The 19,295-nt window shown below is 54.4% G+C and carries 19 protein-coding genes and 1 tRNA gene; 9 read left to right on the top strand and 11 right to left on the bottom strand.

Annotated features, from left to right (window positions below):
• Positions 1 to 6 precede the first annotated feature (6 nt).
• On the bottom strand, positions 7 to 1,380 hold the full coding sequence (locus WJU22_RS19115) for an exonuclease domain-containing protein (protein ID WP_341839769.1): 1,374 nt from the start codon (positions 1,378 to 1,380) through the stop codon (positions 7 to 9).
• Positions 1,381 to 1,554: 174 nt separating this feature from the next.
• Between WJU22_RS19115 and WJU22_RS19110 the strand changes: the two genes are divergently transcribed.
• From WJU22_RS19110 to WJU22_RS19095, 4 genes are all read left to right on the top strand, one after another.
• Positions 1,555 to 2,133, top strand: a complete 579-nt coding sequence (locus WJU22_RS19110) for an outer membrane beta-barrel protein (protein WP_341839768.1) — start codon at positions 1,555 to 1,557, stop codon at positions 2,131 to 2,133.
• A 145-nt stretch (positions 2,134 to 2,278) separates the two neighbouring features.
• Positions 2,279 to 3,094 carry a mechanosensitive ion channel gene (locus WJU22_RS19105; RefSeq protein WP_341839767.1) on the top strand — a complete coding sequence of 272 codons (816 nt, stop codon included), beginning with the start codon at positions 2,279 to 2,281 and terminating at the stop codon, positions 3,092 to 3,094.
• A gap of 135 nt (positions 3,095 to 3,229) precedes the next feature.
• On the top strand, positions 3,230 to 3,454 hold the full coding sequence (locus WJU22_RS19100; RefSeq protein ID WP_341839766.1) for a hypothetical protein: 225 nt from the start codon (positions 3,230 to 3,232) through the stop codon (positions 3,452 to 3,454).
• Between the two features lie 35 nt (positions 3,455 to 3,489).
• Positions 3,490 to 3,744 (top strand): hypothetical protein, encoded by a 255-nt coding sequence (locus WJU22_RS19095; RefSeq protein ID WP_341839765.1) that lies wholly within the window; start codon positions 3,490 to 3,492, stop codon positions 3,742 to 3,744.
• A 95-nt stretch (positions 3,745 to 3,839) separates the two neighbouring features.
• On the opposite strand, the gene WJU22_RS19090 is transcribed toward WJU22_RS19095, so the two are convergent.
• From WJU22_RS19090 to WJU22_RS19080, 3 genes are all read right to left on the bottom strand, one after another.
• Complete coding sequence (locus WJU22_RS19090) at positions 3,840 to 4,559, bottom strand: SRPBCC family protein (protein ID WP_341839764.1); 720 nt, start codon at positions 4,557 to 4,559, stop codon at positions 3,840 to 3,842.
• Between the two features lie 81 nt (positions 4,560 to 4,640).
• Positions 4,641 to 5,225 carry a type 1 glutamine amidotransferase domain-containing protein gene (locus WJU22_RS19085; RefSeq protein ID WP_341839763.1) on the bottom strand — a complete coding sequence of 195 codons (585 nt, stop codon included), beginning with the start codon at positions 5,223 to 5,225 and terminating at the stop codon, positions 4,641 to 4,643.
• 110 nt (positions 5,226 to 5,335) lie between these two features.
• On the bottom strand, positions 5,336 to 7,744 hold the full coding sequence (locus WJU22_RS19080) for an AsmA family protein (RefSeq protein ID WP_341839762.1): 2,409 nt from the start codon (positions 7,742 to 7,744) through the stop codon (positions 5,336 to 5,338).
• A gap of 106 nt (positions 7,745 to 7,850) precedes the next feature.
• Between WJU22_RS19080 and WJU22_RS19075 the strand changes: the two genes are divergently transcribed.
• Positions 7,851 to 8,627 carry a M90 family metallopeptidase gene (locus WJU22_RS19075; RefSeq protein ID WP_341839761.1) on the top strand — a complete coding sequence of 259 codons (777 nt, stop codon included), beginning with the start codon at positions 7,851 to 7,853 and terminating at the stop codon, positions 8,625 to 8,627.
• A 4-nt stretch (positions 8,628 to 8,631) separates the two neighbouring features.
• Here the strand turns inward: WJU22_RS19075 and xrtN are convergent, their stop codons facing one another.
• From xrtN to WJU22_RS19055, 4 genes are all read right to left on the bottom strand, one after another.
• Positions 8,632 to 9,966, bottom strand: a complete 1,335-nt coding sequence (xrtN, locus tag WJU22_RS19070) for an exosortase N (RefSeq protein WP_341839760.1) — start codon at positions 9,964 to 9,966, stop codon at positions 8,632 to 8,634.
• The gene (locus WJU22_RS19065) at positions 9,945 to 12,440 is read right to left on the bottom strand and encodes an XrtN system VIT domain-containing protein (protein ID WP_341839759.1); all 2,496 of its coding nucleotides are present in this window, start codon (positions 12,438 to 12,440) and stop codon (positions 9,945 to 9,947) included. Before WJU22_RS19065 ends, xrtN begins: the two co-directional genes overlap by 22 nt.
• A 114-nt stretch (positions 12,441 to 12,554) precedes the next feature.
• The gene (locus WJU22_RS19060) at positions 12,555 to 13,928 is read right to left on the bottom strand and encodes an alpha-L-fucosidase (RefSeq protein WP_341839758.1); all 1,374 of its coding nucleotides are present in this window, start codon (positions 13,926 to 13,928) and stop codon (positions 12,555 to 12,557) included.
• A gap of 94 nt (positions 13,929 to 14,022) precedes the next feature.
• A complete protein-coding gene (locus WJU22_RS19055; protein ID WP_341839757.1) occupies positions 14,023 to 14,559 on the bottom strand; it encodes a GNAT family N-acetyltransferase in 537 nt (178 codons plus the stop codon).
• A 45-nt stretch (positions 14,560 to 14,604) separates the two neighbouring features.
• On the opposite strand from WJU22_RS19055, the gene WJU22_RS19050 reads away from it, so the two are divergent.
• Both WJU22_RS19050 and WJU22_RS19045 read left to right on the top strand, forming a co-directional pair.
• Positions 14,605 to 15,624: an alpha/beta hydrolase gene (locus WJU22_RS19050; RefSeq protein ID WP_341839756.1), complete on the top strand. Its 1,020-nt coding sequence runs from the start codon at positions 14,605 to 14,607 to the stop codon at positions 15,622 to 15,624.
• Positions 15,625 to 15,712: 88 nt separating this feature from the next.
• Positions 15,713 to 15,785 (top strand) — tRNA-Lys (locus WJU22_RS19045).
• Between the two features lie 62 nt (positions 15,786 to 15,847).
• Here WJU22_RS19045 and WJU22_RS19040 read toward each other — a convergent pair.
• The 3 genes from WJU22_RS19040 to WJU22_RS19030 form a co-directional block, all read right to left on the bottom strand.
• Positions 15,848 to 16,051 (bottom strand): hypothetical protein, encoded by a 204-nt coding sequence (locus WJU22_RS19040; RefSeq protein WP_341839755.1) that lies wholly within the window; start codon positions 16,049 to 16,051, stop codon positions 15,848 to 15,850.
• Between the two features lie 311 nt (positions 16,052 to 16,362).
• Complete coding sequence (locus tag WJU22_RS19035) at positions 16,363 to 17,091, bottom strand: SDR family NAD(P)-dependent oxidoreductase (RefSeq protein WP_341839754.1); 729 nt, start codon at positions 17,089 to 17,091, stop codon at positions 16,363 to 16,365.
• Positions 17,092 to 17,669: 578 nt separating this feature from the next.
• Entirely contained in the window at positions 17,670 to 18,002 is a 333-nt protein-coding gene (locus WJU22_RS19030; protein ID WP_341839753.1) for a hypothetical protein, read from the bottom strand.
• 58 nt (positions 18,003 to 18,060) lie between these two features.
• Between WJU22_RS19030 and WJU22_RS19025 the strand changes: the two genes are divergently transcribed.
• Positions 18,061 to 18,390, top strand: a complete 330-nt coding sequence (locus WJU22_RS19025; RefSeq protein WP_341839752.1) for a metalloregulator ArsR/SmtB family transcription factor — start codon at positions 18,061 to 18,063, stop codon at positions 18,388 to 18,390.
• Positions 18,391 to 18,445: 55 nt separating this feature from the next.
• The gene (locus WJU22_RS19020) at positions 18,446 to 19,288 is read left to right on the top strand and encodes an arsenite methyltransferase (protein ID WP_341839751.1); all 843 of its coding nucleotides are present in this window, start codon (positions 18,446 to 18,448) and stop codon (positions 19,286 to 19,288) included.
• Positions 19,289 to 19,295 lie beyond the last annotated feature (7 nt).

Genomic DNA, 19,295 nt, shown 5'->3' with positions numbered 1-19,295 from the left:
TTCAGGTTATGCAGGTACCTGCACCAACCGTCCCGCGTTATTATTCGCGTAAGTTCGTAACAGATTGAGAATGAATTCGTTTTCAGGGTATTGCGTCAGCCAGTCTTTCAGCATGGCGGTATCGGAAACGGCTACGTCGCGGGGAACGTACCCCATCCCGTAGAATTTCCCTTTTTCCATGAGGATACAGCTTTGCTCGGTGGCCTGGCGGCCGGCGTCGAGAATGAGGAACGACGGCTGTTGGGATTGCAGGTGGCCGATGGCTTCCAGCACGCGTTTATTGTATTTGTCCGGTTTCTCCTTTTTCTCGCAGGCGCCTTTGCAGGTTTTGTCGGCCATGCCGGTACAGGGATCGGGACTGGTTTGCAGGAAGCAAAGCTTCGGGCACAGCTTGAATTCCCGGATGAGCTGCCGGAGCAGGCTGTGGCCTTCGGCCAGGAGGTTGAAGGCAAAAACGGGCGTCGTGTATTTCCTTCTTTTTTCGATGGCCAGGCGCAGGTAGCCTTGCTGGTCTTCGAAAGTATAAAATCCGAATTTCGATTCGACGCGCTTCTGTGCATTGTTGTATTGCGGCCACAACCGGCGGATCTCGATGGATTCCAGGATGAAGGCCATCAATTCCGTTCCGGTTTTTTCGAAAGTGATGCTGTGAATGTTGCGAAGGAATTCCTGGCGTTGCCGGCCGGCGCTGTTCCCCGTGAAATGGCTGGTGACCCTTTTGCGGATGTTCCTCGCCTTTCCCACATAGACTACCTTTCCCTTTTCATTATGGAAATAATACACCCCGGGCGTGCCAGGCAGATCGTCTACATAATCCTGTGAAAGGTGCAGCGGCAGCCATTTGTCTTTCGAACGGGCATTGAGCGCCTGCGCGATGGCCCCCAGCTTGTCTGCCGCGAGCAGCAGTTCGAAGAGTCGGACGGTGGCGCTGGCGTCTCCCGAAGCGCGGTGGCGGTTCACGATACCGATATTCAGCTGGCGGCACAGGTTCCCCAGGCTGTACGACGGAAAACCGGGGAATACTTTGCGGCTGAGCCGCACGGTGCAGAGCTTTTTCGCCTGGAGCTTGTAGCCGCAATGGCCAAGCTCGTGGCGGAGGAACGAATAGTCGAAGTTGACGTTGTGCGCGATGAAAATCTGGCCCTGGAGGAGGTTGAAAATATGCTCGGCGATATCTTCGAAAAGCGGGGCGCTTTCCACCATCTCGTCCGTAATACCGGTCAGCGCCTGGATGTACCGGGGGATGGGGATGCCCGGGTTCACCAGGGTCTCGTAACGGCCGGTGATCTGCATGCCGTCATGCAAAAAAATGGCTACCTCGGTGATCTTCCCTGCGCTGGCGTGCCCGCCGGTGGTTTCAATGTCTACGATCGCGTACATACGGCAAATATACTGCATCGTGCGCAGTGTATCTGCGTAGCGGCCCGGGGAAAACTGCGGGAAGTACTCAATTTCAAAAATAGGTACGTCTACCGAGACATCACGCCCCGCACTATGATATTTTTGCAGCCGTAATCCCAAAAACGTCAATTCATTAAACCATTTATTTCAAACATGAAGAGAATTTTTACCGCCCTTTTGCTCTGCGGCATCATCGGAGGTGCCAGTGCACAAGACAAGAAGAACATTATCCAGGCCGGCATCGGATTCGGTAACACCCTCGATTACGCCTCGGGCGCCAAAGGCATGCCCACGTTGAATTTCACCTACGAAAGAATTTTGCCTTACAAGGTAGGCCCGGGTTACTTCGGCGCAGGGATCACCGCTTCTTACCGCAGCGTGAAGTACACCGATCATTTTTTTGATTACGAAGACGTGGAAGCTTCCCGCAAATGGAAATATTCCAACTCCGTGATCGCCCTGCGCGGTGCGTACCACCTCAATTCCGAACTGATCAAGATCGAAAAGCTCGACCTGTACGGCGCCCTCCAGCTCGGCGCGCGCTTCTGGTCCAGCAAGGTGAGCGGCGGTACCGGGGATTACGGCGACGCGAACTTCAAATCCAAAGACACCGATTTCCACGTAGGCTTCATCGCCGGCGCCCGTTACTTCTTCACACCCAGTTTCGGCGTGTATTCCGAACTGGGATACGACGTAACCTGGATCAAGCTCGGTGTGGCCGGTCGTTTCTAACGGACTGATATCCAGTTTCCATAACCAGACGAATTTTCCCGGTCGGTGACGCCGGGAATCAAGGGCAGGCCCGTTCCCGGCAAGGGGGCGGGCCTTTTAAATGCCGGGTTTTTCGCAATGGTGCAGTATTTGTAATTCCATCCACATGGAATGGACACAACTTATCCTCGAAAAACTCCAGCGATGGGGCCAGGCCGCCATCAACATGCTCCCCAACCTGGCGCTGGCCGTCGTTATTTTCCTCGTTTTCTACCTGCTGGCGAAACTGGCCAGGAACCTGGTATACAAGCTCTCCTGCCGGCTGTCTCACAAACAGGCGCTCAGCAACCTTTTCGCCGGGGTTACTTATTTCATCATTTTCGCTATCGGGCTGTTCACGGCGCTGGAAGTACTGAAGCTGGACAAAGCCGTATCCTCCCTGCTGGCGGGAGCGGGCATCATCGGCCTGGCGTTGGGGTTCGCGTTCCAGGACCTCACGTCCAACTTTATTTCCGGCATTTACATCACCTTCCGTAAACCCTTCGATACCGGGCACGTCATCGAAACAAACGGGTTCACGGGCACGGTGGAAAACATCCAGTTCCGCTCCACGACCATGCGCACGTCTGACGGGCAGCACCTCATCATCCCCAACAAAGACATCTTCCAGAAACCCATCATCAACCATTCCCTCACCACCGAACGGAAAATAGAACTGCACCTGCTCATCCCCTTCGCCAAAGATCCCGCGCCGGCGCTCGACGATATCGTGAAAACGGCCATGGGCGTGGTAAATCAGCTCAAGACCGGCGGCGTCCGCAAACCGCCGGAAGTCTGGTTCGAGAACATCGAAGGGAACAGCCTTAAACTCATGGTTTCGTTGTGGATCAGCAACCAGACAGATGTTTCGTTCAACAAATCCCGCCACCAGCTGATATCAAAGCTGTTGGACGCCCTTCGGCAAAAACAACTATTACCCTGATTCCCCGCCAGTTGCACCAATTACCCACTCTGTACCACTCCTTCCCTATCTTTTCCTGCTGTTGACGGCCGATGCGCATGGATCGGTATTTGACGGTTTTTACCCGATATCGTTCATCACCAAAACCGTTATACCATGCAAAAGAAAAATAAATGGCAGGACGGACAGGCGCCTGCAAGGAACAATCCGCTCAATACAGACTTCCGCCCCGGCGGCGAAGAGGAAAGATGGCCGGAAGACCCCCAGGCCGAAGCTTTCATTGAAAAAGACGATAGCGATCGCAGCCGGCCCCGCGCTGACGATGAATTGCTGGAAGATGAGGAATGGGAAAGCTTTATCCGCGAATACAAAATCTACTAACCATATATTATTGATAACCAGTAAACTTCACGCACATGAAATCGACGATCACTCCCCTGAGCCTCATCATCGCCTTCGTGGTGGTAGCGATGACCCAAGCATGGAGCGCCTCCGGCCGACTTTCCAGCGCTACCGGATCCACGCCTTATGTTCATTGGACAGACACCGTTCCCATGGAACCGGGCGATACCACACCAAAAAAGGAAAAGAAAAAGAGAAAGGACCGGAAAGAGCGCGAGGATACGTCCAACAACCCGCGGCCCGATACTTTCCGGACTTTTAGGCCATAGCATACAGGATGTTCGGGATTACATGAAAATGGCTGTTTCCAGGTTGGGAACAGCCATTTTCGTTTGGGTTAGTGATCCGGAGATTTGCTTGTGAGCTATCCGCGGCCCGAATTGTCGGGCGTGGGCACCCCTTCGAGGTGCTGTTTGAAACGGATGATATCATGACGCACCAGTTGCGCGAATGCAGGGTTCATCAGCCTTGCCAGCCCGGCTCCCACGAATCCGGCGGGTGGGCGGTAGGTGAATGTGACGAGGATTTCCGTGCCGCCGTTTTCCGTATCCCGGAAGCGCACTTTGCCGGCGTTGGCGATTTCCGCGCCTTCCAGCGAGCGCCAGGCCAGTTCTTCGCCGGGCTTGTCTTCAGTGATCTCGGCGTCCCACTCCAGCTTCATGTTGCCGGCCAGCTTGATCGTCCAGTGGGAATGCCTGTTATCGAGCACCTCCACGTCGTCGAGATGCGCCATGAAAAGCGGCAGGTTGCTGAGTTGGCGCCAATACGCGTACACTTCGCCCCGCGGGCGTTCCACGATCATAGACGTGCGGATATTGACGGCGCGGGCGTGTCTGGGCCGCTGCTCATCGTCTATTGCCGCGGTGATGGGGCAATTGCCGGAAAGCCCCCGGTACAGGAGGTACCCGCCCACCAGCAGTTTCCCGATGTTTTTGACGGGCGATTGCTTCATGCCGGAAAGCGCCAGGTAAATCAACGAGGCGCCGGCGGCCGATGAAAGGATCCGGCCTGTTTTGGAAACATTGATGACGGTCGATTTTTCGTACAGCATGCCCGCGCGCGGGCGGTTGTTATTTTGATGCATAAGCTTGTTTGTGAAGAAAAGTACTGTCGTTATAACACCTGAGATAACGGCAGTGTTCGCGCGGCTGGTGATCCGGGCATGTTAACCCAGCTGATGTACACCCCGGTTCCGCGTGAGGTGCTGCCCTTCGGCGATCTCTTCCACCATTTTGGCGCAGAATGCCGGCAGGTCTTTCGGGCTGCGGCTGGTCACGATCCCGTTGTCGGTCACCACTTCCTTGTCCTGCCAATCCGCTCCTGCATTGATGAGATCGGTTTTGATGGAAGGATAGGAAGTCATTTTCCGGCCATTCACCGCTCCCGCCTCGATGAGCGTCCATGGCCCGTGGCAGATGGCGGCGATGGGCTTGGCTTCTTCCACGAACCCTTTCACGAAACGTACCGCATCGTCGTTCACGCGCAGCAGGTCGGGGTTCATGACGCCACCGGGCAAAACGAGCGCGTCGAATGATTCTGAAGAAACCTTGTCTACCGTATCGTTCACTTCATATTCACCGCCCCAGTCTTTTTCGGCCCAGGCTTTCACTTTCCCGGGTTTCAGCGACACTACCGTCACCGCGGCGCCGGCGTTTTTCAAGGCTTTCACGGGCTCGGTGAATTCGGATTCCTCAAACCCGTTAGCCACGAGTACGGCCACTTTCTTGTTTTGCAGCGATTGCTTTTCCATGATGCTTGTTTTTATCAGTTTGCACAAAGTCAATATCCTGCAAAAACAGTTCCGTATGTCTTTCTCTGAGCGGCCGGAAGCCGGCGGGGCCGAATTTCCTCATTCCGGGGTCAGTCTCCCTTCCCAAGTTTCAGCTTTACCTTTCCATCGTCTCCGTCTACCGCATGCAGGTTCACCACGATGCCGCTTTTGCGGCGTTTCCGCAGTTCATCGGCGTCTGTCACCAGTTCGTCTTTCTTCGGATTGCGGAGCGGGACTTTCAGCTTGATGTCCGTACCCTTCGGAATGCCGTACGTCCCTTCCACTTCGATGTTCAGCACGCTGGAGGCGATGAGCATGGGATGGATGTAGATCTTGTTGCCGCGGATGTCGAGGGTATTGCGGATGTTGTCGAACGTAATGTTGCTCATATCGCGCTTGCGGAAGATGAATTTCCCGACGTTTACCAGCGGCTTGAAATCCAGCAGGGCACCGCGGTTGAGGTTGAAAGACACGGAGCCGTTCATGGAATGCGGCTGGATGCTGATGTCTTCCTTCATCCCGCCCGTCAGCTTCGCTTTCGCGGAAAACACGCCGCGGAGGTTCTGCGCCGTGATCCCGTCTTGCCCGAAATTCTCGAACGCATAAAACAGCTGGTCTACCTGCACCTGCCGGATATCGGCGTCGAGGTTGAAGCGGTCGCCCTTCGGCTGCTGGAGGATAGCGCCGCTCAGCTGCATTTGCCCGCCCATGGCGTTGAGGCCCACTTTATTGAAACGCACGCCGTCCTGCCCCATCTGCACATCCGCCCGCACGTTGCTGGCATTGAATTTCCGGTAGCGCACCTTGTCTACGGTCACCTGCATATGCACGCTGGAGGCCTCGAGCATCGTGTCGAGCTGCCGCACGAACCGTGCCCGCATATGCTTCTGCTGGCGCGTCTGCGCGTGTGATTTATGTTTGCCGCGTCGGCCGAAAAAGGATTGGAATTCGTTGAGGTTGATGAGCGGACTGCGGACGTTCCAGTTCAGCACGATCTTTTCCGGCGCGGAAAAATACAGGTTGAGGATATTGAGGATACTTCCGTCCATCTCTACCCTGCTGGCGCCCGACTGCGCCCGGATGCCGCGGAGGTACAGATGCCCCTGCGTGAACGCCAGCGTGGCGTGGCAATCGCGCACGGTCAGGTTCCGCGGAACATAGGTAAAAGCGCCGTCGCTGATGGAAACGGTACCTTCCAGGGCGCCGGCCACTGTATCTTTCGCATCCCAGGAACCGGCGTATTGGAGATCCAGCGCGGCATTCCCGGCGGTAAACTCGAACAGGTGCGGATCGAGCGCGTTTGTGAGGCGGGTGAGCGGGAAATTCGACCGGAAACGCCCCGTGAGCAAGGGCTTCTGGAGATTGATGACGCGTATCGTGTCGGCCGTTACGGGAATGCTTTCATAATCCGCCGAAAAACGGTATACGCTCAACCGGGAATTGGCGTCGTTGTGGCCCTGGCCGGGCACCAGTTCGTTGAGGAACGCACCATCGAAATTGACCTTGTCGAGGGCGAGATTGGCGCCGGTCAACCGGTTGTCGCGCACCACCCAGGCCACGCGCACATAAGGCGTGTCGCGGAATTTCATGTGGCCGCGGATTTCGGCTTCCACGTCCAGCGGCTTTTCGAAATCGATGGGTGAAAGTTTGGCGGTGATGTTCGGCGTCACGAGCGTGGACGCGAATTTGAACGGAATGCCGGCCGCCTTGATGTTGAGCCGGAAAGCGGGCGGCGCTTCCGAAAAGATGAACGCGCCTTCCAGCAGCACGGGCTGCTGATCGAACCGGATCGTTTGCTGCGCGATGCGGAGCATTTTATTGTAGGAGATGAAAGTGAGGTCCAGCGGCCCGGTCAGCGTTTTGTTCTTCGCGTAGCTGCCTTTGGTGGTGTTGAATTGCATGTCCTGGATGAGGATTTGCGGATCGATGCGGGCTTGCCAGCCGGAATCGGTTTCGTGCATCCGGCCTTCGAGGCGCTTTACGTCAAATTTGAAGTATTTCCATTTCTGCTGGTTTTCCAGCGTGAAGCGGACATTTTCCAGCGAAAACTCGGCGATGACGGGCGTGGGTTTCCGGGCGGCGGACGTGTCTTTCTTTTCCCGGCCCTTCAGCAGGTAGCCGTTCGAGTAGCCGAGACTGTCGGTGTACAGGTATATGTCGCCGTTCTCGAGGCTGACTTCGCGGATGGATACCCGTTTGCGGATGAGCGCGAAAGTGTTGACCTTCACGTACACTTCCTTCAGTTGCAGCAGGGCGTGGCCGTGGCGGTCGAAAAGACTGTCTTTGAGCGTCACGTCTTTGAGCGTCACGGAAATCTGCGGGAAGCTGCGCACGAGCGAGGGCTCCATGTCTTTGATGGTGAGGTCTCCGTTGAGGCGTTCGCTGAGCTGTTGACTGATATCGGCGAGGATGCTGGCCTTCCTGCTGCGGATGACGAGCGCAAGCACGAGCCAGAGCACGATAACCAGCACCAGGAGGCTACCGGCGGAGATAAGCATGATTCTTAACCAGCGGGGCATGTATGGGTCAGTTGATTGTTCGTAATTAAAAACAAATTACCTTCGAAAATTGTTCCAAATGGCTTTTAATTACGAAATTGGGAAGATGTTACCCGTTTTGATCCCCGTGGCGGTGATCCTTTTCCTTTTCTGGTGGTTTTACCGCCCGAAAAAATCCGCGAAAAGCGCCGTTCCCACAGATACCGCCGGCATGCTCCAGGAGCATGTCCGCTATTATCGCCAGCTCACTGAACCCGAACAGCAGCGGTTCGTTTCCGAAGTGGAATCCTTTCTCGGGCATGTAACGATCGAAGGCGTGGGTACGCCGGTGGAAGATCTGGACAAGGTCCTCATCGCCGCGAGCGCCGTTATTCCCATCTTCAGCTTTCCCGGGTGGAAATACCGTAATCTTACCAATATTATTCTCTATCCCGATACGTTCGACGAGCATTTCCAGTTCGAGGGCGACCGCCGCAATATCCTCGGCATGGTGGGCAGCGGGCATTTGAACGGACAAATGCTGCTGTCGCGCAGCGCGCTGCGGACGGGCTTTTCCGAGCACGGCGGGCAAAGCAATACCGCTATTCATGAGTTCGTGCATTTGGTCGACAAGACCGATGGTTATGTAGACGGCCTGCCGGAATCGTTGTTGCGGAATGTGACGAGCCTTCCGTGGTTGCAGGTGATGCATGAAGAGATCCGCAGGATCGAGTCAGGGCATAGCGACATCAATCCGTACGCGGCCATGAACCAGAGCGAGTTTTTGGCGGTGGTGTCCGAATATTTCTTCGAGAAGCCGGACAGCATGCAGGCGCATCATCCGGAACTGTACCGGTTGCTCAGCGAGATATTCAAGCAAGACCCCGCAGCCCGCGTACCCTGAGGCATCAGGGCATTCCCATCGCGTGGCGGACGGTGCCATCTTTGCGCATGCGTAAGATTTCGGCGGCGAGGGTTTCGCGGCTGGATGCCGTTACGTTGACGAGTGAAAAGGAGCTCCTGGTGCTGAGGGCGTTCCATCTCCATTCGAATTGCGAAACGGTTTGCAGCGAACCGTTATCATACCACCAGGCGGTGTAGAGCCGCTCTTTCCCTTTTTCGAGCGTGCCGGTGAAAAGCGTCATCCCGGCGATCTGTTCCTCCTTCACTTTCCGGAAAGCGAACCCACTCCCCTGCCAGCAAATGGTGGGATGATGGTCTGTATAATAACAATCCTTGATTTTCTTGATGTACACCAGCACGCCGTTGCGCTCCATTTTCGTGACGCCGTTTTGCAGTGCGCTCACGGTAAACCCGGCAACAGCGGGCGTTTGCGCGGCTATCGCTTCCTTCGGCAATGAAATTTTATAAGCCAGCAGAAAGATGCATGCGGCGAGGGAAAGGTGGGCCTGCAGCACAACGTACCGCGGATGCTGCGTTTTTTCGGGCATCCGTTCCAAGGGCGTTTTGCCGAAACGGGCCACCAGTCTTGGCGCCAGGAAGAACACGGGAATGAGGACGTACATCCCCAGGCAGAGGAGCCCTACTACATCGTGCAGGTAGTTTTCCGGCGGGATGCTGAACTGTACGAGCAGTACGATCCGGAAGAGGTTGCTGCCGATGTTCAGCAACAGGATGAACCCGAGCCAGGCGCCCAACATCCACCACGATAATCTCTTTCCCAGTTTCCGCTGTGCGATGCCCACCGCCGCGATCCCGCAGAGGAGCGCCGTTACCATCATCCTGAGGCCCATGCACGCGGGGTCTACAGAAAATTCCGTGCCGCTCAGAACGAGCACGTTGCCTTCTGTAGCCACTTCCCGCCCTGCCAGCCGCAAAATGCCGCCGGCAAGGCGAGTGAGGTGGAGGCGGATAGGAAAGGTAAAAATGTTGGTCAGGTACTGGAATACCGGCGCCATGAGCATGAGCGCGAGCATGGGCAGCGCGTTGATCCTGCCGAAAAAGCTGTCGGCCAAAAAGCACATCGCCAGTACGATGGTGGCGAACAACAGCGTTTTGGCAGGCACCATCCAGGCCAGCACACAGCAGGCCAGGGCGGCGTAGAAATAGCGCAGGCTGCATTTATCGGCCGCATCCGCCCGCAGTACGACCGGCACCGTCGCCGCGCCGAGGATAAACCCGTTGGAGCCCCACTCCATATAATCATCCAGGGCAAACAGCGCGATGCCGGCGTAAAGGGCCGTCCAGATCAAAGCGGGTATTAAGCGTTGAAGACGGTCCATCTGCGGCGGTTGAGGTATAGGTAAACGGATAAAATTGCGATGATGATGAGCGCCCATTCATGCGGTTCGGGCACGCTGCCGGAATCGTTCAGCGCCGCGTTGCGCAGGCTGTTCCCGGAATCTTTGATATCGAAACGCTCGTAGTCCTGCTTCGTTTCCAGCACCACGAGGCTGCTGATGGGCGATACCACGTAAGCTTCTTTGGCTTCCGCTATGAGATTTTCCTGCCCTTCGCTGCCCGTGATGAGGCCTTTGCCCGTTTGCTGGAGGATGTGGTTGTAGGCGAAAAGCCGCATGAGATGATCGGGGCCCGTACCGGCGGCGGCGCTGTCGGCCTGCCGCACGATAGCGGCTTTGGCTTCGTGGATCACCACCCTGTCGGGCGTTTCGGGGTCGTCCGCGAAAATCCCCTTGTTCAGCAGTTCCCGCAATTGTTCCTGCGTGCCTTTTTCGTACCGGAAAGCGCGGGAAGCGCGGAGGCTGGCCAGGTACGGGGAAAAGCGGCCGCCGAAGTCGTATAGCCGGATTTTGGGAAACTGCGGATCGGCGAGCTTTTCGGAGAGTTTCTGCCGGAATGCGCTGCCTTCCAGGTCGGAGAGCATGGGCGAGGTTTCCGCGCTTTTGATGACCACCAGTGCGCCGGCCGGGTCTGGCAGCCGGTGGAACGGGAAGAGGCTGAAACGGTGGCGTTGGAGAGGCGCGATGTATGCCTGGAAGTTATTTTTCGGAAGGTCGGTAAATTGGCCGTTGGAAAACACGCGTACCGGCAGGTTGGCAGACATGTCGATGATGCGGCGGACGTCTCCGTAAGTCCAGGCATGGTTGATATCGAGGTAAATGGCAGAAGTGGCTACGGTGGAACGCTGTGTCTCGTACGGCATGATCGTGTATGCGTTACCGTTGAACGTGAAGGTGCTGGGCCGCAGGGGCGTGTCTTCCATTTCGAGCCGCCAGTTGGGCCGGTAGGCCCCTTCCCTTTCCAGTCGGCCTTCCGTGCGGTCGAATCCGGCGGGCTTGCGGGCAAGGAGTTTCTGGCCGAGGTTGCCGATGGAAATGAATTCGGTGGCGCTGCGGAAATCCGGGCCTTTGAAGGCGATGTTTTCGTACACCATTTTCCCGTTCTCCGATTTCAGCGGAGCGGTGACGCCTATTTTGAAGACGCGTTTATCTTGCGGGTTAACGGGAAAAACACGTACCGAAACGATGTTCCCCTCTTGCCAGCGGACGAGCGACGGGTCACGGGCTTCCCTTCCCACGATGGTTTTGTAGGCGGAGTCGGCTTTTTCTTTGGTGGTGAGCACGGCTTTTTCCTCTTTTCCGTTGATCCATAGCGAAAGCGAGGTGACGACGCCGCCTTCCGGCAGCTCGAAGGAGTAGATGCCTTCTTCCGTCCGCCAGTTGCTTTGATTGAAAACGGTCAATGATTTTTCTGTGTAGGCCAGGTGTTGTTCGGGCCAGAGCTGGATTTGGGTATGGATGTAGCGGGTAGACAGGTCATCGCCCGACCAAAGCCGGTCTTGCTGATCGTGCCGGCCATCGTAGAGGGCTTCGAGGATTTTGTACCGGTCGGTTTTATCGGGCGCGAGTTCTTGTGCGAACAACTGGGCCGTAGTTACCAATGGGTCGTGACAACTACCCATTCTATCACGCATGAACATCCCGTAACCGAAAACATCGTTCCTGAGTTCCGGGGAGCTGTAGATAAGCCCTGTTTTCAATACCCTATCAGCGACGAAGCCCGGCACTACCTGGCGGGAGGTTTCCACCCATGCGGGAAGATCGTCTTTCCCTTCCACCGTTTTCCGGTTATATACACGATTAATGTCGTTCACGACAGCGGCATATTTCACGCAGAAAACAACGATAATAATAAGGGAAAGCACCGCTCCCGCGAGAGCGGGCTTTCCAAGCTTCAGGCTTCTTATGGCGGAGATGGTATGATACAGGAGGAATGCGGGCACGAACGCATGAAGGCCTATGCCCAGCATGAGTATCCCTGCTATGGCGATGCCGTATAGCGGAATCAGGTAAATGGCGAGGTACGCGAATAAAACGGATGAAATGCCGGTTGTGAAACCTAGTAAAACACGCGCCCAACGCGGCATCAGGTCTGCATAACGCAACAGTAGCAACGCGGCACCGGAAATCAGCAGCAAAACGGCCATCCAGGGTACGGATTCCATGAAAATGTCCATTTCCCGGTTGAGGGCGTAGCAACTGATAAGGGCCAGCAGTAAGATAATGGTGCCTACATCTTTTTTAAATGGGTAGTCTTTTTTCAGGGTGATATACCCGATCAAACAAAGGATGGCAAGGCCGGCGTGGATGAGGAATAAGGAAAACCAGGTTTCATCCCCATCCAGGTCGAAAGTATTCCCGATAAAAAACGAGAACAAGCTGAATACCAGCAGGGAAAAGAAACCGAGATAACGGTGATCTGTAAGTCGTTGTTGAAGGGATAGGCTATTTTCCATTTGAAAAGTACTTTGTAATTCAAAGTGATTAGATCAAAAAGAAGGGAGTTGCCTCCCATTCTTTTCACTTTGCAATACAAAGTAAAATCAATTTTCCGGATAAAACAATATCTGCTATAAAATTCCTTCCACATCCAGTTTTACGACGGTTGCGATGGCGTTGGTGCCTTTCGCCGGTATGGAAACCGTGGTGCCGGCACCATTGGACGCGGCCGTTACCTTGCCTTTGGCGCCCAGGATGCTGCCTTTGGAGATCTTCGCAGTGAGGCCTTCTACCAGCAGTTGCCCATCGGCCGGCCAATCGAACACGGAAAGGTAGAGCGTGGTGCCGTTACCGTTACGTTTCCGGGTGATCCGTCCCCATTTCTGGGTGGGCAGCGGGTTGCCTTGAGTGCCGTAGATCGCTTCGCCGTTGACTTTCATCCACTCCCCTATTCCTTTCAGGCTTGCGATGCTGGGCTCGGGGAAGCTGCCGTCGGCCATAGGGCCGATGTTCAGCAGGTAGTTCCCGCCTTTTGAGGCGATGTCTACCAGGTTGCGGACCATCGTTTCCACGGATTTCCATTTGTGATCGTAGCTTTTATAGCCCCAGGTGCCATTCATCGTCATGCAGGTTTCCCAGTCGGTACCGTCGAGCTCGCTGAGGTTGGGGATTTTCTGCTCCGGCGTTTTGTAATCGCCGGGGAAGTTGGGCCGTTTGAGGCGGTCGTTGGTGATGATATTGGGCTGGGCGGCAAGGGCGGCCTGGAGTTTTTGCGCGGCTTCGTCGGTCATATTCGTAGGCGTATCCCACCAGAGCACGGCCACATCGCCGTAATTGGCGAGGAGCTCCTTTACCTGGGGCACGGCCACAGCGTCGATATATTGCTGGAAGGTTTTCGTTTCCTGTGCGGGGTCCCAGTGGCCGGTGTGTGCTTTCGTATAGGCGTCGATGCGGCTGGAGTCCGGGTTCGGCCATCCTTCCCGCATTTCCTTTCTTGCCACCGAGCCGCCGGGATTATTCCAGTCCTGCGCCTGGCTGTAGTAGAACCCCAGCTTGATGCCATGTTTGCGGCAGGCTTCGGCGAGGGGTTTGAGGAGGTCTTTTTTATAAGGCGTGGCATCGGCGATGTCCCATTCGCTGGCTTTGGAATCGAAGAGCGCGAACCCGTCGTGGTGCTTGGCGGTGATAACGATATACTTCATCCCGGCGTCTTTCGCCATTTTTACCCATTGTTCGGCGTCGTATTTCGTGGGATTGAATTGTTTTGCGTAGGCCTGGTATTCTGCCACGGGGATTTTGCTGCGGTTCATGATCCATTCTCCGCCGCCGCGGTTCATGGGGAATCCGTTGTAGGTGCCGGCGGGCACGGCGTACACGCCCCAGTGGATGAACATACCGAAGCGGGCTTCTCGCCACCATTGCATCCGGGCGTTTTTATCGGTTTGTTGCGCTGAAAGACCCTGTGCGCCGAGCAGTGCGGCCATCAGGAGGACAGTTTTTCTCATGGAATTCAGTTTTAATGCAAACGATTGCACAATGGCAAGTTCGGATAAATTGCGGGATTCGGGTTGGATATTTTTACCGGATGGTGGTAGAATTTTAACCGATGGACGGGAGCACTTTGCCGAGGAGGAGATCGCGGTCGCGGCGGGAGCCTACCACGAAGGCGTGTTCCCCGAAGGCGGAGAACCCTTCGCGTTCGTAGAGCGCCCTGGCGCGGGGATTGTGTTCCCAGACGCCGAGCCACAGTGTGCGCACGTTCCGCTCCCGCGCTGTTTTTTCCGCGAAGCGGAGGAGCTGTTGACCGAGGCCGCGGTTCTGACCGGCCCGGGCCACATAGATTTTCTCGATCTCGCAGGCCGGCTCGGGCAAGAGGGTGCCGTTGTCGGGCTGTTTATTGAAGTTCAGCTGGATGAAGCCGGTGAGTTGATGATCGTCGGTGGTGACGTAATACTCGGTCCCCTCCTGCCGGAACGCTTTCTCCACTGCGGCAGGGCTTTTATGATCGCGCAGGAATGTTTCGAAATCGACAGGTGGATAATGTTCGCGGAACGCGTCGGCGAAGGTTTGGTGCTCGAGTGCGGCCAGCGCCGGAAGATCGGCTTCCATGGCGCGGCGGATATACGTGTCCGTCATACGCGCAATTTATAGTATTTTTGCAGCGGAACCTCAGAAAAACTTATGTGGAGAACCTTGCTCGTAATAACCTTGCTGTTACCCTCGCTGGCTTTTGGCCAGACGGTGCATCGTGAGGATTTTATGATAGACAGCGACCCCGGCGTGAAGATCTTCGTCAGGGAGATCACCGTGAAGAAGCGCAGCCGCAAGCCGCCGATCCTGATGTTGCACGGCGGAGGTTCCGGTGCGGTGGCTTCGTTCGACTTGCCCATTGCCGGCGGTTCCCTCGCGGAAGACCTTGCCAGGGAAGGACAGCATGTATTCATAATGGACGCCCGTGGCTGGGAGTCTTCTACCCGCCCCGATTACGATACGCTTCGCCGCTGGACGATCACCGGATCATCTGCCGAAGTTTCCCATGACATCAATGCAGTGGTGGATTTCATCCGCGAGCGCCTCGGCGTGAAGCAGGTGACGCTTTTCGGCTGGGCTACCGGTGGGCAGTGGATGGGATATTATTCCTGCATCTATCCCAACCGCGTGTCTTCGCTGATCATGCTGAACAGTTTGTACAACGAAAAGGCGCCCTGGGATTTTACCGACTACTTCCGTTCCCCGCTCGATACTTCGCAATTCAATTATGCGTCTACGCCGGTTTTGCGCCGCGCTACCCGTGCTCAACTGCTCGACAGCTGGGACCGCAGCATTCCCGACAGCAACAAAGCGCTGTGGCGCGATCCTGCGCTGGCGGAGCTTTACGGTAAGACGGCCGTTGGTTTTTATGAAGACAGCATCCTGGCGGTTCCGGGGGGATACCGGGCCGAGGCGTTTTATACCGCGCAGGGCCGTGGCCAGTGGCATGCGAAAGACATTCACATCCCGGTGCTCTACATCCGCGGGAAGTATGACAACTGGAGCCGGCAGCAGGACTTGCTGGCGTTGCAGCTCCGGTTGGTGAACAGTCCACGCAAGCAGTTCGTGACGTTGCCTGAGGGCACGCATCATGTATTCCTTGACCGTCCGGAGAAAGGGCGGGCTCAGCTAATTCAGGAAATTACGAGCTTTAACGTGCGCCGCAAGTGAGGATGAGCGAGTTGTGAAAATTTTTTCATGTGAAAGTTTGGAGCGAATAAATAAATTCCTATCTTTGCAATCCCAAACGAAACGGGATGATTCCGTAGCTCAGTTGGTAGAGCAATACACTTTTAATGTATGGGCCCTGGGTTCGAGTCCCAGCGGGATCACAGGAATAAAAAAGGCTTCAGAACGTCTTCGTTTTGAAGCCTTTTTCTATTCGATATTTTATCTATGAATTTTTCAGGTAACCGAATTTCTCCAGCGGCATGTTGAACATGAAATTCTTCTCCATGAAATCAGCGAGGTCGATCTTTCCAGGTTCTTCGAAATTAGCCAGCACTTTGTCTACGCTACTATCGATCGTCCGTAGAATGCTAATAGCTTCTGTGATTTTCAAAGACGCGATATCCTCCGGTAAGTGCTGTGATCGCATGTCTTGTGGTTGGTAGGGATGCGATGCATAAAAGCGCCGCAATCTTTCCACCGTTAAATGCATGACCACCGTTTTATGCGGCTGCAGGTCTTTAGGATAATTAATTATCGTTGTCAGTTGATTACGGGGTATGAGGAAAATGTCTCCCTTCCGGAAAAGTAGGTGGCATCTGCCTGAACGATCTTGGTTTCGCCCGAAATGAACCAAACCAGCATGTGGTGCCCGAACATGATATCAGATTAGAAGAACTTGTCATTATTGGTTTTGCAGATCTGCTACACTAAAAATAACAAGAATCGGCTGATTTTTCGTCAGACCGATTGGCCACCGTCTACCAGGAAATTGGAACCTGTAATAAAGGCTGCGTTGTTGCCCGAGAGAAAGGAGACCATATCCGCCACCTCGTCGGGCTTCCCGAGGCGGGATAATGGGATGGAGCCGATCAGTTGTTCTTCCAGCTGGCAATCCAGTCCGATTTTGTGCATTATCTCTGTGGCCACAGGCCCCGGGCTCACGGCGTTGACGCGGATCTTCCGGGGCGCTAACTCCAGCGCCGCAATTTTCACTAGGGCATTGATGGCTGCTTTGCTGGCTGCGTATACCGACGCGCTTTTAGGGGAAATAGTGGCTGAAGTAGACGATAAGAACACGACGGAGGCGTGATCATTCAGGATGGGAATGAATTTGCTTAACGTGAAATAGGCGCCTTTGAAATTCACGTCCATCATTTCATCGAAAAGCCCTTCCGACGTATGTTCTATCAGTGAAAACTTGGTGATACCGGCATTAATGAGCAGGATATCGACCTTGCCGAAATTCTCTGAAACCTCAGCCACGAGGCGGTCTATGTCTGAAAGGCTGGCCTGATCTGCAAGCGCCCAATCCACCCCCAGGTCCATTGCGGCATTCTCCACCGCTTCTTTTCTCCGGCCGGTAATAATGACTTTAGCGCCGTTTTCGGAAAGTTTTTTCGCCGTGGCGTATCCGATTCCGCTGTTGCCGCCGGTAACAACGGCTATTTTTGATGTTAATGATTTCATTTTTCAGGAATTTAAGATTAGCAATTGAATTTGTGGCCGATCACATAATGCCGGCGTTGTTGATGAGCAGGTGCAGCGGCCGGCCCGATGCCAGTATTGCCGCCGGTTACGATGGCAATTTTCCCGGTAAGGTCAATGCCCTCAATAACATCTGCCGTTGTGGATGCGTCATGGAAACCTGAATGTAAAGGGGGTGCAATGCGCCCTGGTAATTGTTTTGTTTCATGATAGTGATTTTTTAATCGTTGATGATGAAACAAAATTACTTTGCCGTGGAATGGGCGACTTTGTTCAAAAGTCCAAATATACTTTGTTCAAAAGTCCGGTTTTTGAGGATGGAAATCAAGGGGGATGCGCTCCATGCTGACGATGCCTATTTTACGGACTGCCCCTGAGGCTTGATTATGCTAAAAATGTGAATATTTGTCACTTTTCAGATAATTTATGCAAATCATAGATGAAAAGTTTCGAGTTTTGTACCATAGGGATCACAGAGACGAAAGTCTACAAAACTAAAGCCGCGCAGATCGCATGATCGGCGCGGCTTTTCGCTTTTTTAAGGGTGTTGTTGATCCTTGTCAAACCACTCTAAATGGTCGCAAAAAAGGTGACACGAGAATATCCAGATCTGGTGTCGCTCCTTTACTTCGAAAGGTTTGTCTGCATCGACTCGTAGGGACTGAAACGGTTCTTCCTGAACCATTCCGGACAGCAAATTTCAGTTGCAGAAAAAAGCAAGGTGTATGATACTGCATCCCGAGCTGCAAAAGTTTTAATTCGATTTTATCCGGCATTTTTTCATGCAGCAATTGATTTTTGTCTTTTGAAATATCGGGGTCGATAATAAGAAAAGTAAAAAAAACATCGAGGCTGTCTTCATAAAAACGAGCGTTGCTTAGGCTGGAATTCATTCGATACACGAAAATAAATTTGGGTTGTATTATCAATCCATCGTAATATTGCAATATTATGGGAGCTACCAAGACCGATCTATTCACCAAACAGCAAAACGACATCGCCAACATGGCAAAAGCACTGGCGCACCCCGCCCGCATCGCCATTTTGCAGCATCTCGTGAAGATCAACGCCTGCATCGGCGGCGATCTGGTAGAAGAGCTCGGCCTCGCACAGGCAACGATCTCCCAGCACCTCAAAGAGCTGAAAGCCGTAGGGCTGATCCAGGGCACCGTGGAAGGTACCTCCATCTGCTACTGCATCAACCCGAAAACCTGGATGCAATACCGTAACCTTTTCGACAAATTCTTCGATAGCAGCATTTCCGAGGGCAGTTGCTGCTAATATTTTTTTGCCCTAATGCATCGCAATATTGCAATTATACGAACAACTTATTACAATGCCTACAGATCAAGAACTGAAAGACCTCGTCCGCGAGAAATACGGCAACATTGCCCTGCAGGATAAAGATACCAACGCCTCCTCCTGCTGCGGCGCCTCCTGCTGCTCCGATGAAGTATATAACATCATGAGCGAAGACTACACCCAGCTCGAAGGCTATAACGCAGACGCCGACCTCGGCCTCGGTTGTGGCCTCCCCACGCAATTCGCAAAGATCCAACCCGGCAACGTGGTGATCGACCTGGGCTCCGGCGCCGGGAACGACGCTTTCATCGCCCGCGCAGAAACCGGCGAATCCGGCAAAGTGATCGGGATCGACTTCACCGACGCCATGATCGCCAAGGCCCGCCACAATGCGGAAGTCCGCGGCTTCCACAACGTCGAGTTCCGCCAGGGCGACATCGAACAGATGCCCGTGAGCGATAACGTGGCCGACGTCATCGTGAGCAACTGCGTCCTGAACCTGGTGCCCAACAAAAACGGCGTCTTCTCTGAAATCTTCCGCGTCCTGAAGCCCGGCGGCCACTTCAGCATCTCCGATGTGGTGCTCACCGGCAACCTTCCCGCTTCCCTGAAAGAAGCTGCTGAAATGTACGCAGGCTGCGTATCCGGCGCCAGCCCGAAAGAAGTATACCTCGAGCTGATCGCGCAGAACGGCTTCCAGCACATCACCATCCAGAAGGAAAAAGCCATCATCATCCCTGACGATATTCTCGAAAAATACCTCACTCCGGAAGAACTGGCCGGTTTCAAGTCACAACAGGCAGGCATATTCAGCATTACCGTTTACGCGGAAAAACCGGTGGAGAGCTGCTGCACACCTGGTTCCGGATGTTGCTAATTCACCC

Origin of the sequence: Chitinophaga caseinilytica (genome assembly GCF_038396765.1) — a bacterium.
Lineage (GTDB): Bacteria > Bacteroidota > Bacteroidia > Chitinophagales > Chitinophagaceae > Chitinophaga > Chitinophaga caseinilytica.
Note: the sequence above shows the minus strand (reverse complement) of the source record. Positions and strands in the feature narration are given on the sequence as shown.